Source organism: Acidovorax sp. FJL06, assembly GCF_003852545.1.
Taxonomy (GTDB): Bacteria; Pseudomonadota; Gammaproteobacteria; order Burkholderiales; family Burkholderiaceae_C; genus Acidovorax.
In genome coordinates this window covers 1-16,214 of sequence record NZ_QAJR01000035.1, presented here as the reverse complement: position 1 = coordinate 16,214, position 16,214 = coordinate 1, and the positions used below count along the sequence as shown (strand labels likewise).

The window sequence follows — 16,214 nt, the reverse complement described above, 5'->3', positions numbered from 1 at the left end:
TTCAGATGCGTTCAACAATCGTTGCGATGCCCATGCCGCCGCCCACGCACAGCGTGGCCAGGCCGTAGCGTTGGCCCCGGCGGTGCAGCTCGTCAATCAGCGTGCCGAGGATCATCGCGCCCGTGGCGCCCAGCGGGTGGCCCATGGCAATGGCGCCGCCGTTCACGTTGACCTTGTCGTGCGGCACGCCCAGCTCGCGCATGAAGCGCATGGGCACGGCGGCAAAGGCCTCGTTCACCTCGAACAGGTCGATCTGGTCGATGCCCATGCCGGCGCGCGCCAGCGCCTTCCTGGCAGCGGGCACGGGGCCGGTGAGCATGATGGTGGGGTCGGCGCCGCTCAGCGCCGTGGCCACGATGCGCGCGCGCGGTGTGAGGCCGTGGGCTTTGGCGGCGGCCTCGTTGCCGATCAGCACGGCGGCGGCGCCGTCCACAATGCCCGACGAATTGCCCGCGTGGTGCACATGGTGGATGCGCTCCACCTGCGGGTAGCGCTGCAGCGCCACGGCGTCAAAGCCCATGCCGCCCAGTTGCTCGAACGAGGCCTTGAGCGCGCCCAGGCCTTCGAGCGTGGTCTGGGGCTTGATGAATTCGTCCTCCGCCAGGATGGTCTGGCCGATGAAGTCGCGCACGGGCACGACCGAGTTCTTGAAGTAGCCTGCTGCGCGCGCGGCGGTGGCGCGGCGCTGCGATTCGAGCGCGAAGGCGTCCACGTCGGCGCGGGTGTAGCCGTCCAGCGTGGCGATCAGGTCGGCGCCGATGCCCTGGGGCACGAACAGCGTGGCGGAGTTGGTAGCGGGGTCTTGCGCCCAGGCGCCGCCGTCGGAGCCAATGGGCACGCGGCTCATGCTTTCCACGCCGCCGGCCACCACCAAATCCTCCCAGCCGCTGCGCACCTTTTGTGCGGCCAGGTTCACGGCTTCGAGGCCCGATGCGCAGAAGCGGTTGACCTGCACGCCCGCGCAGCGAAAGTCCCACCCGGCCTTCAGGGCCGCCACCTTGGGCAGCACCGAGCCCTGCTCGCCCACGGGCGAGACGATGCCCATGACCACGTCGTCCACCGCCGCCGTGTCAAAGCGGTGGCGCACTTGCAGCTCGGTGAGCAGGCCCGTGAGCAGGTCGATGGGCTTGACCTCGTGCAGGGTGCCGTCCTTCTTGCCCTTGCCGCGCGGGGTGCGCAGCGCGTCGAAAACATAGGCTTCGGTCATGGTGTGGTCTCCGGATTTGAATGAAATGGGCCGTTTGCGCGCGTCCATCAAGCGCTAGTAGCTATGAAAAGTGGAGCATCAACGCGCTGGCAACCCCATGCCGCGCGAGATGACTTCTTTCATGATCTCGTTGGTGCCGCCGTAGATGCGCTGCACGCGCGCGTCGGCGTAGGCGCGGGTGATGGGGTATTCCCACATGTAGCCGTAGCCGCCGAAGAGCTGCACGCATTCGTCCATCACCTTGCACTGCAGGTCGGTCGTCCAGTACTTGGCCATGCTGGCGGTCTGGGTGTCGAGCTGGTCGCGCGTGATCAGCTCGCAGCATTTGTCCACAAACACGCGGGCCACCTGCACCTCGGTCTGCAGCGCGGCCAGGGTGTAGCGGGTGTTCTGGAAGGTGGCCACGCTCTGCCCGAAAACCTTGCGCTCTTTCACGTAGTCCAGCGTCCAGTCAATCGCGGCCTGGGCGGCGGCCACGGCGGTGATGGCGATCTGCAGGCGCTCCCAGGGCAGCTGCTCCATCAGGCAGATGAAGCCGCGCCCCTCCATGGCGGGGCCGCCCAGCAGGTTGGCCGCCGGCACCTTCACGTCGGTGAAGAACAGCTCGGAGGTGTCCTGCGCCTTCATTCCCATCTTCTTGAGGCGCTGGCCCTTTTCAAAGCCGGGCATGCCGCGCTCGACCAGGAACAGGCTGGTGCCCTTGGCGCCCGCTGCGGGGTCGGTCTTGGCGACCACGATCACCAGGTCGGCATGCCAGCCGTTGGTGATGAAGGTCTTGCTGCCGTTCAGCACGTAGTGGCTGCCGTCCGCACTTTTGATGGCCGTGGTCTTGATGCCTTGCAGGTCGCTGCCCGCAGCGGGCTCGCTCATGGCGATGGCGCCCACCACGGCGCCGCTGGCCATTTGCGGCAGGTACTTGCGCTTTTGTTCCTCGGTGCCGTAGTGCAGGATGTATGGCGCCACGATCTCGCTGTGCAGGCCAAAGCCGATGCCGGTGGTGCCTGCACGCGCCAGCTCTTCCATCTGCGCCACCGAATACAGCTTGTCGGCCCCGGCGCCGCCGTATTCCTCGGGCAGGCTCATGCACAAGAAGCCGTTGGCGCCCGCCTGGCTCCACACCTCGCGCGCCACATAGCCCTGGTCTTCCCAGTCGGCGTGGTGGGGCGTCACTTCCTTCTCGATAAAGCGGCGGAAGCTGTCGGCAAAGGCCTGGTGGTCGGGCTGGAAGAGGGTGCGTTCGATCATGGTGCTGGTCGATCCTATTTATGCAAAGTTACTGCTTGGTTAAAATCATTTTGCCATCGACGCCGCCGGAACGCACCCCCTGAAATGCAAAAGCCGCCCGAAGGCGGCTGGGGCAGGCTGTTGTTTCACAGGCCTGCGCCGTTCGGGCTGAGCCTGCCAAAGCCGCGTGCAGCGCTTCGACGGGCTCAGCGTGAACGGCCTGTGTGTCAGGGCTTGACGTAGTCCGACACCACCTTCCACTTGCCATCGGTGATCTGCGACAGGCGCGAGAGGTCGCTGCCCAGGCGTTTTTGCGGGCTGAAGGTGGCTTGGGCGCTGCCGAACATGTCGGGCGGGATCACCATGGTGTCCATGGCCTTGATGAAGCTGTCGGTGGAGAGGCCCGGGCCTGCCTTCTGCGCGGCCTTGATGAAGGCATCGACCGCGTTGTAGCCATACACCGAGAACACCGTCGGGTCTTCGTTGAACTTGGTCTTGTACTTGTTGGCCCAGAAGCGGATGGGCTGGCTGGCTTCATCCAGGTAGGGGTGTTGCACCGTCATGGTGGCGTACAGACCGTCCATGGGCTTGCCGCCCAGCTTGTGGATCAGGTCGGTGTAGGCGGCGCTGGAGCCGAGGAAGGTGGGGTTGAAGCCCGTTTTGCGCGCCTCGCCAATCGTGCCGATGGTCTCGCGGATGATGGTGCCCAGGATCACGAAGTCGCAGTCTGAGGACTTCATCTTTGCGACCTGCGAGGAGAAGTCGGTGGCGCCGCGCTTGTACGAGGTCTTCTCGGCGAACTCCATGCCCATGGCCTTGAGCGCCGCCTCGCCGCCGCGCATCACTTCGAGCCCGAACTCGTCGTCCTGGTAAATGGTGCAGATTTTCTTGGCGCCCTTTTCCTTGATGAGCTTGGGCGCGGCCAGGCGGATCTGGTCGTAGTAAGTGGCGGCGAACGAATACTTGAGCTTGTGGAAGGGCTCGTACATTTCCCGCGCGGCCGTGACGGGGAAGAAGTTGATCACGTTCTTGCTGAACTGCACGGGCATGGCGGCCAGGTTCTGGGCCGTGCCGATGTGCGCCACCATCATGAAGATCTTGTCCTGGTTCACGAGCTTTTGCGCGGCCAGCACGGCTTTCTTGGGGTCGTAGCCCGAGTCCTCCACTTTCAGGTCGAGCTTGCGGCCGTTGATGCCGCCCTGCTCGTTGGCCTCGTCCACGCGCAGCATCATGCCCAGGCGCACCTGCTTGCCAAACCCGGCCAGCGGACCCGACAGATCCTGGATGGAGCCCAGCGTGATGGTGTCCTTGCTTACGCCCTGGCTGGGCTGCGCGTGTGCGGCGCCCGTGGCCAGGGCCATGGCAGCAAGGGCTGCGATGGAATGAAGTTTCATGGCACGTCTCCTTCGGTTGGATCGAAACAAAAACGATCGCTCGTTATAGAACGATGCCCGGGGTGGGGCACCAGCACTTTCCCTATCCTGGGTCGGGCATGGGGTGGCGAGGCGCCCTGGCTTCGACAGGCTCAGCCCGAACGGTGGCTGGAGGGCGTGCAAGCGCAGCCCGTTCCCCGCCCGTTCAGCCTGCGCTTGTCGAAGGCCCTGCCCCTACCGGTACATGGCCTCGATTTGGGGCGCGTACTTCTGTTGCACCAGCTTGCGCTTGAGCTTCATGGTGGGCGTGAGCTCTTCATCCTCGGCCGTGAGCTGGGTGTCGAGCAGGAAGAACTTCTTGATCTGCTCCACACGGGCGAACTTGGCATTGACGCGGTCGATCTCGGCCTGGATCAGCTCTTGCACCTCGCGCGTGCGGGTCAGGCTGGCGTAGTTGCTGAAGGGCACGTCGTTGTCCTGCGCGTACTTCTCCACGTTTTCCTGGTCGATCATGATGATCACCGTGAGGTAGGGCAGCTTGTCGCCGATGACCACGGCGTCCGTCACGTAGGGGCTGAACTTGAGCTCGTTCTCCAGCTCGCTGGGCGTGATGTTCTTGCCGCCCGCCGTGATGATGATGTCCTTCATGCGGTCGGTGATGCGCAGGTAGCCGTCGGCGTCGATGGCGCCCACATCGCCCGTGTGCAGCCAGCCGTCGGCGTCGATGGTCTCGGCGGTCTTTTGGGGCAGATTGAGGTAGCCCTTGAACACGTTGGGGCCACGCACCAGGATCTCGCCCGTGGCGGGGTCGATGCGCACCTCGTTGTAGCTGGCCGCCGGGCCGATGGAGCCGGGCTTGATGCGGCTGGCGGGCACGCCGGTGGATGCGCCGCAGGTCTCGGTCATGCCCCACACCTCCAGCATGGGCACACCCAGGGCCAGATACCACTTCACCAGCTCGGGCGAGATGGGCGCGGCGCCGGTGACGAGAAAGCGCGCGCGGTGGATGCCGATGAGCTTGCGCACGTTGTTCAGCGCCAGAAAACGCGCCAGCATGAACTGGGCTTTCAGCAGCCCGCCCACGGGCTGGCCGGCCAGCACCCGGTCGGCAATGCGCGTGCCCACGCCGATGGACCAGGCATAGGCCGCCTGCTGCAGGCGCGTGGATTCTTTCAGCGCAATCATCACGCCCGAATAGAACTTCTCCCACACGCGCGGCACGGCGGTGAACACCGTGGGGGCGATCTCGCGCACGTTCTCGGGCACGGTGTCGGGGTTCTCCACAAAGTTCAGGCGCGCGCCGGTGTACAGCGAAAAGTATTCGCCGCCCATGCGCTCGGCAATGTGGCACAGCGGCAGAAAACACATGGTCTCGTCCGCCTCGCTGCGCGAGATGAGTGTGTTGTAGCCGCGCACGGTGTAGGCGAGGGCGGCGTGTGTGTGCATGGCGCCCTTGGGCTTGCCTGTGGTGCCCGAGGTGTAGACGAGGATGGCCAGGTCCTCGGGCTTGCACGCTTGTACGCGGCGCTTCATCTCATCGGGGTGCCGCTGGTTCCAGGCGCGGCCCAGCTCACGCAGGGCCGTGAGGCTCAGTACATCGGGGTCATGCAGGCCGCGCAGGCCTTCCATGTCGAACACCACAATCTTGCGCAGCAGGGGCAGGCCGTCGCGCACTTCCAGCGCCTTGTCGAGCTGTTCATCGTCTTCCACAAACAGCACGGTGGTGCGAGAGTCCTCGCTCAAGTAGTGCACCTGCGCCGCTGCGTCGGTGGGGTAGATGCCGTTGGCCACGCCGCCAGAGCTCAGCACGGCCAGGTCGGCCAGCACCCATTCGATGTTGGTGTTGGACAGGATGGATGCGCATTCGCCGGGCGCAAAGCCCAGCGACATGAGGCCGCCTACGATCTCGCGCACGGCGTCGGCCGTTTGGTCCCAGGTCCAGCTCTTCCAGATGCCCAGCTCCTTCTGGCGCATCCACACGCGCGGGCCGCGCTCGGCCACGGCGTTCCAGAACATGGCGGCGATGGTGTCGCCCGCGAGCAGGTCGGTGCCTGCAGGCTCAATGTGAGAGAGATCCCAGAGGTTGGACATTGCGCGTTATCTCCAGGTCTTTTTCTTCTTCCAGCGCCGCTCGCCGCGCACACCGACATCCTTCATGCCCAGGTAGAACTCCTTGATGTCGTCCTTCTCGCGCAGGCGATCGCAGCTGTCTTCCATCACGATGCGCCCGTTCTCCAGTACATAGCCGTAGTCCGATGCATTGAGCGCCATGTTGGCGTTTTGCTCGACCAGCAAGATGGTGGTGCCGCGCTCGCGGTTGATGCGCACCACGATCTCGAAGATCTCCTTGGTGAGCTTGGGGCTAAGGCCCAGGCTGGGCTCGTCCAGCAGGATCAGCTCAGGGTTGGCCATGAGCGCGCGCGAGATCGCCAGCATCTGCTGCTGGCCACCCGAGAGCAAACCGGCATCCTGCGCGGCGCGCTCCTTGAGGATGGGGAAGTAGCCGAACACGGTCTCGATGTCGCGCGCCACGGCGTCGGCGTCGCTGCGGGTGTAGGCGCCCATGAGCAGGTTGTCGCGCACCGAGAGCAGCGCAAACACCTCGCGCCCCTCGGGCACATGCATGAGGCCCCGGCGCACGATGGCCGCCGGGTCGTTGGCGGTGATGTCGGCGCCCGCGAATTCGATGGAGCCCTTGCGCGGGTCGATGATGCCGCTGATGGTCTTGAGGATGGTGGTCTTGCCCGCGCCGTTGCTGCCCAGCACGGCGGCGATCTCGCCGCGTCGCACCTGCAGGCTCACGCCCCGGATGGCCTTGATGGGGCCGTAGGCGCTCTCCACGTTCTGCAGGCGCAGCAGGGGCTGGTCAACCGCTGCGGCGGCGGGTGGGTTGACGGCTGCAAGCACGGCGCTCATGCCCGAACCCCTACGCTGGAACCGGCCGGGCGGCGCAGGGTGCTCACGTCGTCGATGGTGCCGAGATACGCCTCGATCACCCCGGGGTGCGACTGCACCTCGCGCGGCGTGCCCATGGCCACCACCTCGCCCTGGTTCATGGCCAGCACGCGGTCGGACACCTTGGAGACCAGCGACATGTCGTGTTCCACCATCAGCACCGTGATGCCCAGCTCGTGCTGGATGTCCTGGATCCAGAAGGCCATGTCGTCGGTCTCCTCCACGTTCAGGCCCGACGAGGGTTCGTCGAGCAGCAGCAGCTGCGGTTCGGTGCACAGCGCGCGCGCCAGCTCCACCACCTTGCGCACGCCATAGGGCAGGCCTGCCACGAGGGTGTCGCGGTAGTGCTGCAGATCCAGGAAGTCGATGACCTGCTCGGCCTTCTCGCGCGCGCGCAGCTCGGCCGCACGCACCTTGCGGGTAAACAGCATGTCGGCCCACAGACCGGTCTCGCGGCGTGTGTGGCGGCCGATCAGCAGGTTGTGCAGCACGCTCGCGTGCTCAAACAGCTCGATGTTCTGGAAGGTGCGCGCAATGCCCAGGCCCGCCACCTTGTGGGGTGGCTGGTCGGTCAGCGGCAGCAGGGTGCCGCCGGGGCCCGCATAGGCAATGGTGCCGGTGGTGGGCGTGTAAATGCGGCTGATGAGGTTGAACACCGTGGTCTTGCCCGCGCCGTTGGGGCCGATGAGGGTGAACACCTCGCCCCGGCGCACGTCGAAACTCACGTTGTTGACCGCCAGCACGCCGCCAAAGCGCACGCTGAGGTTCTGGGCGCTGAGCAGGATGTCGTTGTTCATTTCAGCCTATCTGACTTCTGGAACGATTTCTGCCGCTTGAACAGGCCCTGGCGGTAGAACGGGAACATCTGCAGCCAGGTGCGCACCTTGAGCCAGCGGCCGTACAGCCCCATGGGCTCGAACAGCACAAAGGCAATCAGCACCGCGCCGTACACCACGGCCTGCAGGCCGGGCGACTGGCCGATGGAGTCCGGCAGCCAGTCCTTGCCGAGCGCAATGAGCTGCGGCATGGAAATGAGGAAGATGGCCCCGAGGAACGCGCCGTGCACCGAGCCCAGCCCGCCGATTACGATCATGAGCAAGAGGTCGATGGACTGCAGGATGTTGAACTGGTCCGGCGAGATGAACTGCAGCTTGTGCGCATACAGCGCGCCGCCCACGCCGGCCAGCGCGGCCGAGAGCGAGAACGACAGGGTCTTGTAGCGCGCGAGGTGGATGCCCATGCTCTGCGCCGAGATTTCTGAATCGCGGATCGCCACAAAGGCCCGGCCCGTGGGTGAGCGCAGCAGGTTCAGGATGGCCAGCGTGCTGACCACCGCGATCACGAGGCACAAAAAGTAGAACGACTCGGTGGACTCGAACGAGTAGCCGAACATCTGCGGCGGCACCAGGTGCTTGCCCGAGTTGCCGCCCGTCACCGATTCCCAGCGCGCAAACACCTCCTCGACGATGAAGCCGAACGACAGCGTGGCCATGCCCAGGTAGATGCCCTTCACGCGCAGCGCGGGCAGGCCCACCACCACGCCCACGGCCGCTGACAGCCCCGCCGCGCAGGCCAGCGACAGCGCAAACGGCCAACCCATGCCGGTGAGCACCGCCTGCGTGTAGGCCCCCACACCCAGGAAGGCCGCATGCCCCAGCGAGAACAGGCCGGTGAAGCCCGCCAGCAGCATGAGCCCCAGGCCCACGATGGCGTAGATCAGCACAAAGGTGAGCTGGGCCAGCCAATACTCTGGCGCCACCCAGGGCGCGGCCACCAGCGCCACGGCCAGCAGGCTGTACCAGAACACATGGCCGCCATGCTTGGCCAGGCGCAGGTCTTGTTCGTAGCTGGTCTTGAAGATGAATCTCATGGGGTCACACCTTCTTGCGCAGCTTTTCGCCGAACAGCCCATTGGGTTTGACCATCAGCATGATCAGCACCACGATGTAGGCGGCGGTGTCCTTGAAACCGTCGGGCAGATAAAAGCCCGAGAGCGATTCGACGATGCCGATGACCAGCCCGCCCACGATGGCGCCCGGCAGGCTGCCGAAGCCGCCCACCACGGCGGCCGGAAAGGCCTTGAGCCCGATGAGCCCCATGTTGGCGTGCACGAAGGTGATGGGCGCCAGCAGCAGGCCCGCCACGGCGGCCACGGCGGCGGCCAGGCCCCAGGCCAGGCCGTTGAGCCGCTGCACGGGGATGCCCATGTAGTAGGCCGCGAGCTGGTTTTGCGACGAGGCCTGCATGGCGATGCCCAGCTTGCTGTAGCGGAACATCGCGAACAGCAGCACGCACAGCACGGCGGTGGCGCCGATCACCACCAGCTGCTCGGCGTTGAGCACCAGCGCGCCCAGGCGAAAGGACAGGTCCTTGTAGGGCACGGGCAGGGTGTGGGTTTCGGTGCCGATGTTGGGGATCATCGTGACCAGCCCACGCAGCACGTAGCCGATGCCGATGGTGAGCATGACGATGGAGAACGCGGGCTGGCCGAGGATGGGGCGGATCACCGCGCGCTCCAGCACCGTGCCGAAAAGGCCCATGGCCAGGACGCTGGCGGGCACCGCCACCCAGAAGGGGAAGCCCAGCACCGTCATGAGCGCCAGGCCGCAGAAGGCGCCCAGCATCATGAGCTCGCCCTGCGCAAAGCTCACGGTTTCGGTGGCCTTGTAGATGAGCACGAAGCCCAGCGCGATCAGGCCGTAGATGCACCCCTGTGAGACACCGCTGATCAACAGTTGCACGAATTGCACCCTGGCTCTCCAGAAGATTTTTACAAAGCGGTTGCTTTGCATAAATAATGCTGCCTGCGACCGCTGCATACCGCACTCGGGGCTAACCCTGATGGGGTGGGGTGGTCGGGTAGCGGCGGATATTGACGCAGCGCTACCCCCTGCGCAATAGGAATAACGTCGGGTGCACCGGCACCCGGCCCCAGGAGAACCGCATGTCCGTAGAGGTAGAGACGCAAGACCGTGTCACGCTGGTGACATTGCAGCGGCCCGATGTGCGCAACGCGGTGGACGCAGCGACGGCGCAGGCGCTGCATGCCGCATTCCTTGCGTTCGACCAGGATGACCATGCCGACGTGGCCGTGTTCCACGGTGCGGGCGGGCATTTCTGCGCGGGCTGGGACCTGCAGTCGGGTGCGCGCCTGCTGGCCGACGGCATGGCACCCGAGGCGCTGGCGCAATCGCTCGACTTCACCGCCGATGCGGTCCACCCGCCGGGGCCCATGGGCCCGAGCCGCCTGCACCTGTCCAAGCCCGTGGTGGCGGCCATCGAGGGCGCTGCGGTTGCGGGCGGCATGGAGCTGGCGCTGTGGTGCGACCTGCGCGTGATGGCCGAGGACGCTTACCTGGGTGTTTTCTGCCGCCGCTTTGGCGTGCCCTTGATTGATGGCGGCACGGTGCGGCTGCCGCGCCTGGTGGGGCTGTCGCACGCGCTGGACCTGGTCCTCACGGGCCGCAAGGTGGAGGCGGCCGAGGCGCTGCGCATCGGGCTGTGCAACCGCGTGGTGCCCGCGGGCCAGGCGCTGCCGGCCGCCCTGGCGCTGGCGCGCGAGCTGGCTGCTTTTCCGCAACCCACCCTGCGTGCCGACCGCGCGAGCGTGCTCGCCAGCGAAGGCTTGCCGCTGCAGCAGGCGCTGCTGCAGGAGTGGGCGGGCGGGCGCGAATGCCTGGCCGACGCGCTGCGGGGGGCTGCCCGGTTTGCCGCTGGCGAGGGGCGCCACGGAAAGTTTTAGATAAAAATGGCTGTTAGCGCATGTCCATCCAGCGCAAGCAGCTACAAAATCAGGAGTGCTTGGCCGGTGCAGGCCCGGTGCGCCGCCCGGTATTGATACCCAGGAGTCCCATGAGCAAACCCGTTTCCCCCGCCCCGCAAACCTTCGAGTCCACCTTCGTTGCCGGGCTCAAGACCATCTTTGAAGAAAAGATCCTGTTCAACCAGGTGCTGGGCCTCAAGATCACCTCGCTGGCGCCCGATGGCGTGGTGGGCCGCATCGACATGAAGCCCGACCTGGTGGGCCACTATGCCTACAACCGCATCCACGGCGGCGTGATCAGTGCGGGGCTCGACGCCATGGGCGGGCTGGCGGTGATGGCCGCCATCGGGGCCAAGCACATGGACGAGGCGCCCGAGCAGCGCCTGCACCGCTTTGCCAAGCTGGGCACCATCGACCTGCGCATCGACTACCTGCGCCCCGGCATCGGCAGCCATTTCGAGCTGCGCGCGCAGGTGCTGCGCCTGGGCTCGCGCGTGGCGACCACGCGCATGGAGTTCCTGGGGCCGGACGGGCAGATCATGTCGGCCGGGGCTGCGGCCTACATCGTTTCCTGACCAGGGTGCGGCCGCGGCTCCAGGTTGCGCGCGGTGCCCAGCCAGGCCGCGCACAGGGTTTCATTGCCCGAGGTGTCCACGGCCCACAGATCGGCGGCGCAAATGCTCAGCAGCCGGCCCGCGTCCACCACGCGGCCCCGGGCGCGCAGACAGGCACCGCGTGCCGGGGCGAACAGCTTGACGGTGCCATCCACCGTGGCGTTGGCCCAGCCGGGCGGTAGCAGGCTGCCTGCGGCGGCCACGGCGGCGAAGTCGCCCAGCGCATACACGGCCGTGGCCTGCAGCTGGCCGGGGCGAAAGCAGAAGGCGTCCAGGATGGGCATCTCCAGCGTCACGGCGCCAGGCGCGGCGTGCACGAAGCGCAGGCTCAGGGTGCGTGCCATGGGCATGGCCAGCACGGCGGTTTGCAGGTATGGCAGGGCGGACGAGGTGTCGGTGGCGGGGGCGTCGGGGGTCATGGGCGGTCTCCTTGTGAAAGCGGGGTGAGGGCACGGCGCACCCGGGGCCAGGGCGCTCGCGGCGGGGTGCCGTTGGCGGCAGGGCGCCGGCGTGTTTCCTGCTCCGCCTGGCGGGCGCGCAGCCATTGCACGTGGCCCAGCGCCTGCTGGTGCTGGGCCTGCAGCTCCGCGATCTGTGCCTGGATGTCGTCGGCACGGGCCTGCACCACATCGGCCAGGCCACCGGGGCCGATGCGGCCACGCCGCCAGGCGAGCAGGTGGCTGCGGATCTGCGGCACGCCAAACCCGAGTGCGCGCGACATGGCAATGAACACCACCTCGCGCCGCGCCGAGGGGGCATAGTGGCGGTAGCCATTGGGCAGGCGATCAGGGCGCAGCAGCCCGGCGCGTTCATAGTGGCGCAGCGCATGCACGGTGACGCCGGTGAGTCGAGCGAGTTCGGATATCTGCATGGGTGGCAGACTAGCAAGCTTCGCGCTGCGCGAGGCTTGCGCAGGTGACAGGGGGTGTCACGCTGTGTGGTCTTGCAAGCCCTGCAAGCGCATGCAACGACCGAACCGTTTGGTTACTGTTCTTGCGTAACCAGGGCATCTTTCGCCGGATGCGAAACCTAGCATGGCCTCTTTTCAAGGAGATCTGATGGCCGTGCAAAACCCCTTCTTCGGCAAGCGTGAACCCGAGCCGTTCCAACCCCGCCACAGCACCGCCGCTTCATCGGTTCTGAGCAGTTCGGCGGCCGGCGCTTCCGCCGCTGCGCAGCCGGTGGCCGCAGCAGCCCCACCGGCCGCGCCCCCGTCTGCGGCGGGCGATTCCGGCGGCAGCAAGCTCACCGTGGGCCCCAACATCAAGCTCAAGGGCGTGGAGATCACCGACTGCGACACCCTGGTGGTGGAAGGCACGGTCGAGGCCACCATGGATTCGCGCGTGATCCAGATCTCGGCGCATGGTGCCTTCAAGGGCTCGGCCGAGATCGACATTGCCGAGATCCATGGCGAGTTCAGCGGCACGCTCACCGTGCGCCAGAAGCTCGTGATCTACAGCTCGGGCAAGGTCAGCGGCAAGATCCGCTACGGCAAGCTGGTGGTGGAAGAGGGCGGGCAACTGGCGGGCGAGATCGAGGCGGGATTCTCTGCTGCATCGTCGCCCGGCGGCAGCGGCCAGCAGCGCACAGCGGCAGCGCCCCTGCGGTCCGAACCGGTCACGGCGCTGGCGGCCTGACCGGCGCGGCCGCGCGCTGGCACAGGCTGACCCGCTGGGCCGCCTACGCCGGCGCGTTGTGCTTGGGCACCGGGCGCGGGCGGCCCTGCTCGTCGATCGCCACGTAGGTCAGGCGCGCCTCGGTCACCTTCACATACTGGCCCTGCGTGGCGAAGCGCTCGGCATACACCTCCACCGCCACGGTGACCGAGGTGTTGCCCACCCGCGTGATGGCCGAGAAGAACGACAGGATGTCGCCCACGCGCACGGGCTGCTTGAAGATGAATTCATTGACCGCCACGGTGGCCATGCGCCCCTGCATGTAGCGCGCGGGCAGCACCGAGCCGGCCAGGTCCACCTGCGCCATCACCCAGCCACCAAAGATGTCGCCATTGCCGTTGGTGTCGGCGGGCATGGGGATCACCTTGAGCACCAGCTCCTTGTCGGTGGGTAATGCGGCGGGTGGCGGGCTGAAAACGGCAGACATGGGCACAATCTCGGTTGGGGCTGAGCCAGTCCTTGAGGAACCAGGGGTTTCGCAAGGCGGCAGGCCTGTCAAACCCCTCTTGGCATCAGCCGGGGCGGTAAAGAAAAACAACAACCGGAATTGTCCCCCATGCGCCACCACGGCGAAACTGCCCCTACCGCTGCCGGTGCCATCGCGCCCGCCGCCAGCCCCGCACAGGCCCCGTCCGACTGGGCCACCCTGCACCGGCTGCTGCCCTACCTGTGGCAATACAAATGGCGGGTGATTGCCGCCATCGTGTTCATGGTCGGCGCCAAGTTCGCCAACGTGGGCGTGCCCCTCCTGCTCAAGACGCTGGTGGATGCGATGAGCCTGCAGCCGGGCGACCCGGCCGCGCTGCTGGTGGTGCCCGGGGGGCTGCTGCTGGCCTATGGCGCGCTGCGGCTGTCCACGTCCCTCTTCACCGAGCTGCGCGAACTGGTGTTTGCCAAGGCCACGCAGGGCGCGGCGCGCTCGATTGCGCTGCAGACTTTCGAGCACCTGCATGCTCTGAGCCTGCGGTTTCACCTGGAGCGGCAGACCGGCGGCATGACCCGCGACATCGAGCGCGGCGTGCGCGGCATCGAGTCGCTGATCTCGTTCACGCTGTTCAACGTGGTAGCCACGTTGGTCGAGGTGGTGCTGGTGCTGTCCATCCTCGCCGTCAAGTTCGACGCCTGGTTTGCCTGGATCACGCTGGCGGCGCTGGCGCTGTACATCACCTTCACGGTGCTGGTGACCGAGTGGCGCACCCAGTTCCGCCGCGAGGCCAACGAGTTCGATTCGGCCGCGCATTCCAAGGCCGTGGATTCGCTGCTCAACTACGAGACCGTCAAATACTTCAACAACGAGGGCTTCGAGGCGCGCCGCTACGACGAGAGCCTGGAGCGCCTGCGCCGCGCGCGGCTCAAGAGCCAGACCACGCTGTCCCTGCTCAACACGGGGCAGCAGCTCATCATTGCAGCGGGGCTGGTGGCCATGCTGTGGCGCGCCACGCAGGGCGTGGTCGATGGCCGCATGACGCTGGGCGACCTGGTCATGGTCAACGCCTTCATGATCCAGCTCTACATCCCGCTCAACTTTCTGGGCGTGATCTACCGCGAGATCAAGCAGAGCCTGACCGACCTGGACAAGATGTTCACGCTGATGGACAAGGAGCGCGAGGTGGCCGACGCCCCCGGCGCCCAGCCGCTGGCGGGGCTGGACCAGCCCACCGTGCGCTTCGAGGACGTGGCGTTTGCCTATGACGCCAAGGGCGGGCGCACCATCCTGCAGGGCGTCAGCTTCGAGATCCCGGCGGGCAAGACGGTGGCCGTGGTTGGACCCTCGGGCTCGGGCAAGAGCACGCTGGCGCGCCTGCTGTTCCGCTTCTATGACATCCAGCAGGGCCGCATCACCATTGCGGGGCAGGAGATCCGCAGCGTGACGCAGGCCAGCGTGCGACAGGCGATTGGCATCGTGCCGCAGGACACCGTGCTCTTCAACGACACCGTGGCCTACAACATCGCCTATGGCCGCCCGGGCGCCCGCCAGGACGAGGTCGAGGCCGCCGCCCGTGCCGCACGCATCCATGACTTCATCGCCAGCACGCCCAAGGGCTACGCAACACAAGTGGGCGAGCGCGGGCTCAAGCTCTCGGGCGGCGAAAAGCAGCGCGTGGCCATTGCGCGCACCCTGCTCAAGAACCCGCCCGTCCTCATCTTTGACGAGGCCACCAGCGCGCTGGACTCGGCCAACGAACGCGCCATCCAGGCCGAGCTGCAGGGCGTGGCGCAGAACAAGACCACGCTGGTGATTGCGCACCGCCTGTCCACCGTGGTGGACGCGCACGAGATCCTGGTCATGGACGCGGGCCGCATCATCGAGCGCGGCACCCATGCGCAGCTGCTGGCCCTGGGGGGCCGCTACGCCAGCATGTGGTCCCTCCAGCAAAACGATGCCGCCGCTTGAGCCGCACCTTCATCTCTTTTCATTTCTCTCGCGATCTTTGACCCATGAAGCCAGTCCTTCTCGCCCTCATGTTCCTGTCTGAAGAGCACATCGCCCAGATGGCCCAGACCTTCGAGGTGATCTATGCCCCCGACGCACCGCAGGCCGCAGCCGCCATTGCGCAGCAGGGCAGCCGCGTGCGGGGTGTGCTCACCATCGGTGCCGTGGGCCTGAGCCCTGCGCAGATCGATGCGCTGCCTGCACTCACGCTGGTGTGCGTGCTGGGCGCGGGCTACGAGAACGTGGCGGTAGACCATGCCAAGGCGCGTGGCATCGTGGTGGCCACGGGCGCGGGCACCAACGACGACTGTGTGGCCGACCACACCTGGGGCCTGCTGATTGCCGCGCAGCGCCGCATCCTGCCGCTGGACAAGGCCACGCGCGCAGGCGTCTGGCGCACGGCCTTGCCGCTGCCGCCCAACGTGTCGCACAAGCGCCTGGGCATCATCGGCCTGGGCACCATTGGCAAGAAGATCGCGCAGCGTGCGCTGGGCTTCGAGATCGAGGTGGGCTACCACAACCGCAGCGCACGCACCGATGTGCCGTATCGCTACTTTGCCGATGTGACGGCACTGGCCGAGTGGGCGGACTTCCTCGTCATCGCCACGCCCGGCGGCGCGGGCACCAAGCACCTGGTCAACGCCGCCGTGCTGAACGCCTTGGGCCCGCGCGGTGTGGTGGTCAACATCGCACGCGGCAGCGTGATCGACACCGCCGCCCTGGCCGCTGCGCTGCGCGAGGGCCGCGTCGCCGCAGCAGGCTTGGACGTGTACGAGAGCGAGCCTGCGCCCCCGGCCGAGTTGCTGGACCTGGACAACGTGGTGCTCACGCCCCACGTCGCAGGCTGGTCGCCCGAGGCGGTGCAGAACTCGGTGGACCGCTTCATGGAAAACGCGCGTCGCCACCTCGCAGGCGAAGCGCCTGTGACGCCGCTATGAGCATCAAAATGGCCTGATTAGCGACTTACC

At 66.6% G+C, this 16,214-nt stretch carries 16 protein-coding genes; 5 read left to right on the top strand and 11 right to left on the bottom strand.

Annotated features, from left to right (window positions below; all coding sequences use genetic code 11):
- Window position 1: 1 nt before the first annotated feature.
- From DBV10_RS19110 to DBV10_RS19075, 8 genes are all read right to left on the bottom strand, one after another.
- Window positions 2-1,207, bottom strand: coding sequence for an acetyl-CoA C-acetyltransferase (locus tag DBV10_RS19110; RefSeq protein ID WP_124515185.1), 1,206 nt, complete (start codon window positions 1,205-1,207; stop codon window positions 2-4).
- Window positions 1,208-1,285: 78 nt separating this feature from the next.
- The gene (locus DBV10_RS19105) at window positions 1,286-2,452 is read right to left on the bottom strand and encodes an acyl-CoA dehydrogenase family protein (RefSeq protein WP_124515184.1); all 1,167 of its coding nucleotides are present in this window, start codon (window positions 2,450-2,452) and stop codon (window positions 1,286-1,288) included.
- A 206-nt stretch (window positions 2,453-2,658) separates the two neighbouring features.
- The gene (locus DBV10_RS19100; RefSeq protein ID WP_124515183.1) at window positions 2,659-3,825 is read right to left on the bottom strand and encodes an ABC transporter substrate-binding protein; all 1,167 of its coding nucleotides are present in this window, start codon (window positions 3,823-3,825) and stop codon (window positions 2,659-2,661) included.
- A 213-nt stretch (window positions 3,826-4,038) separates the two neighbouring features.
- Window positions 4,039-5,895 (bottom strand): long-chain fatty acid--CoA ligase, encoded by a 1,857-nt coding sequence (locus tag DBV10_RS19095; RefSeq protein ID WP_124515182.1) that lies wholly within the window; start codon window positions 5,893-5,895, stop codon window positions 4,039-4,041.
- Window positions 5,896-5,901: 6 nt separating this feature from the next.
- Window positions 5,902-6,720 (bottom strand): ABC transporter ATP-binding protein, encoded by an 819-nt coding sequence (locus DBV10_RS19090; RefSeq protein ID WP_124515181.1) that lies wholly within the window; start codon window positions 6,718-6,720, stop codon window positions 5,902-5,904.
- Window positions 6,717-7,556: an ABC transporter ATP-binding protein gene (locus DBV10_RS19085; RefSeq protein WP_124515180.1), complete on the bottom strand. Its 840-nt coding sequence runs from the start codon at window positions 7,554-7,556 to the stop codon at window positions 6,717-6,719. The genes DBV10_RS19090 and DBV10_RS19085 overlap by 4 nt, the downstream gene beginning before the upstream one ends.
- Complete coding sequence (locus DBV10_RS19080; RefSeq protein ID WP_124515179.1) at window positions 7,553-8,629, bottom strand: branched-chain amino acid ABC transporter permease; 1,077 nt, start codon at window positions 8,627-8,629, stop codon at window positions 7,553-7,555. The genes DBV10_RS19085 and DBV10_RS19080 overlap by 4 nt, the downstream gene beginning before the upstream one ends.
- Window positions 8,630-8,633: 4 nt before the next feature.
- On the bottom strand, window positions 8,634-9,509 hold the full coding sequence (locus DBV10_RS19075; RefSeq protein ID WP_124515178.1) for a branched-chain amino acid ABC transporter permease: 876 nt from the start codon (window positions 9,507-9,509) through the stop codon (window positions 8,634-8,636).
- Window positions 9,510-9,703: 194 nt separating this feature from the next.
- Between DBV10_RS19075 and DBV10_RS19070 the strand changes: the two genes are divergently transcribed.
- A complete protein-coding gene (locus DBV10_RS19070; protein ID WP_124515177.1) occupies window positions 9,704-10,501 on the top strand; it encodes a crotonase/enoyl-CoA hydratase family protein in 798 nt (265 codons plus the stop codon).
- 110 nt (window positions 10,502-10,611) lie between these two features.
- Window positions 10,612-11,097, top strand: coding sequence for a thioesterase family protein (locus DBV10_RS19065; protein WP_124515176.1), 486 nt, complete (start codon window positions 10,612-10,614; stop codon window positions 11,095-11,097).
- Here DBV10_RS19065 and DBV10_RS19060 read toward each other — a convergent pair.
- Together DBV10_RS19060 and DBV10_RS19055 are read right to left on the bottom strand one after the other, a co-directional pair.
- Window positions 11,082-11,555, bottom strand: coding sequence for a PaaI family thioesterase (locus DBV10_RS19060; protein ID WP_124515175.1), 474 nt, complete (start codon window positions 11,553-11,555; stop codon window positions 11,082-11,084). The two genes, DBV10_RS19065 and DBV10_RS19060, sit on opposite strands and share 16 nt — an antisense overlap.
- Complete coding sequence (locus DBV10_RS19055) at window positions 11,552-12,007, bottom strand: MerR family DNA-binding transcriptional regulator (protein WP_124515174.1); 456 nt, start codon at window positions 12,005-12,007, stop codon at window positions 11,552-11,554. Before DBV10_RS19055 ends, DBV10_RS19060 begins: the two co-directional genes overlap by 4 nt.
- Before the next feature lie 187 nt (window positions 12,008-12,194).
- On the opposite strand from DBV10_RS19055, the gene DBV10_RS19050 reads away from it, so the two are divergent.
- Window positions 12,195-12,773: a polymer-forming cytoskeletal protein gene (locus DBV10_RS19050; RefSeq protein WP_124515173.1), complete on the top strand. Its 579-nt coding sequence runs from the start codon at window positions 12,195-12,197 to the stop codon at window positions 12,771-12,773.
- Between the two features lie 43 nt (window positions 12,774-12,816).
- On the opposite strand, the gene DBV10_RS19045 is transcribed toward DBV10_RS19050, so the two are convergent.
- Window positions 12,817-13,239: an acyl-CoA thioesterase gene (locus tag DBV10_RS19045; RefSeq protein WP_124515172.1), complete on the bottom strand. Its 423-nt coding sequence runs from the start codon at window positions 13,237-13,239 to the stop codon at window positions 12,817-12,819.
- 129 nt (window positions 13,240-13,368) lie between these two features.
- Here DBV10_RS19045 and DBV10_RS19040 point away from each other — a divergent pair, with 129 nt between their 5' ends.
- Both DBV10_RS19040 and DBV10_RS19035 read left to right on the top strand, forming a co-directional pair.
- Window positions 13,369-15,207, top strand: coding sequence for an ABC transporter ATP-binding protein/permease (locus tag DBV10_RS19040; protein WP_124515171.1), 1,839 nt, complete (start codon window positions 13,369-13,371; stop codon window positions 15,205-15,207).
- Window positions 15,208-15,251: 44 nt separating this feature from the next.
- Window positions 15,252-16,184: a 2-hydroxyacid dehydrogenase gene (locus tag DBV10_RS19035; RefSeq protein WP_124515170.1), complete on the top strand. Its 933-nt coding sequence runs from the start codon at window positions 15,252-15,254 to the stop codon at window positions 16,182-16,184.
- Window positions 16,185-16,214 lie beyond the last annotated feature (30 nt).

Excerpts from the sequence above, each read along its gene's own strand:
- DBV10_RS19050 (WP_124515173.1), top strand. The coding sequence starts at position 12,195 with ATGGCCGTGCAAAACCCCTTCTTCGGCAAGCGTGAACCCGAGCCGTTC.
- DBV10_RS19100 (WP_124515183.1), bottom strand. The coding sequence starts at position 3,825 with ATGAAACTTCATTCCATCGCAGCCCTTGCTGCCATGGCCCTGGCCACG.
- DBV10_RS19070 (WP_124515177.1), top strand. The coding sequence starts at position 9,704 with ATGTCCGTAGAGGTAGAGACGCAAGACCGTGTCACGCTGGTGACATTG.
- DBV10_RS19040 (WP_124515171.1), top strand. The coding sequence starts at position 13,369 with ATGCGCCACCACGGCGAAACTGCCCCTACCGCTGCCGGTGCCATCGCG.
- DBV10_RS19090 (WP_124515181.1), bottom strand. The coding sequence starts at position 6,720 with ATGAGCGCCGTGCTTGCAGCCGTCAACCCACCCGCCGCCGCAGCGGTT.
- DBV10_RS19055 (WP_124515174.1), bottom strand. The coding sequence starts at position 12,007 with ATGCAGATATCCGAACTCGCTCGACTCACCGGCGTCACCGTGCATGCG.
- DBV10_RS19065 (WP_124515176.1), top strand. The coding sequence starts at position 10,612 with ATGAGCAAACCCGTTTCCCCCGCCCCGCAAACCTTCGAGTCCACCTTC.
- DBV10_RS19095 (WP_124515182.1), bottom strand. The coding sequence starts at position 5,895 with ATGTCCAACCTCTGGGATCTCTCTCACATTGAGCCTGCAGGCACCGAC.
- DBV10_RS19110 (WP_124515185.1), bottom strand. The coding sequence starts at position 1,207 with ATGACCGAAGCCTATGTTTTCGACGCGCTGCGCACCCCGCGCGGCAAG.
- DBV10_RS19060 (WP_124515175.1), bottom strand. The coding sequence starts at position 11,555 with ATGACCCCCGACGCCCCCGCCACCGACACCTCGTCCGCCCTGCCATAC.
- DBV10_RS19105 (WP_124515184.1), bottom strand. The coding sequence starts at position 2,452 with ATGATCGAACGCACCCTCTTCCAGCCCGACCACCAGGCCTTTGCCGAC.
- DBV10_RS19045 (WP_124515172.1), bottom strand. The coding sequence starts at position 13,239 with ATGTCTGCCGTTTTCAGCCCGCCACCCGCCGCATTACCCACCGACAAG.
- DBV10_RS19035 (WP_124515170.1), top strand. The coding sequence starts at position 15,252 with ATGAAGCCAGTCCTTCTCGCCCTCATGTTCCTGTCTGAAGAGCACATC.
- DBV10_RS19080 (WP_124515179.1), bottom strand. The coding sequence starts at position 8,629 with ATGAGATTCATCTTCAAGACCAGCTACGAACAAGACCTGCGCCTGGCC.
- DBV10_RS19085 (WP_124515180.1), bottom strand. The coding sequence starts at position 7,556 with ATGAACAACGACATCCTGCTCAGCGCCCAGAACCTCAGCGTGCGCTTT.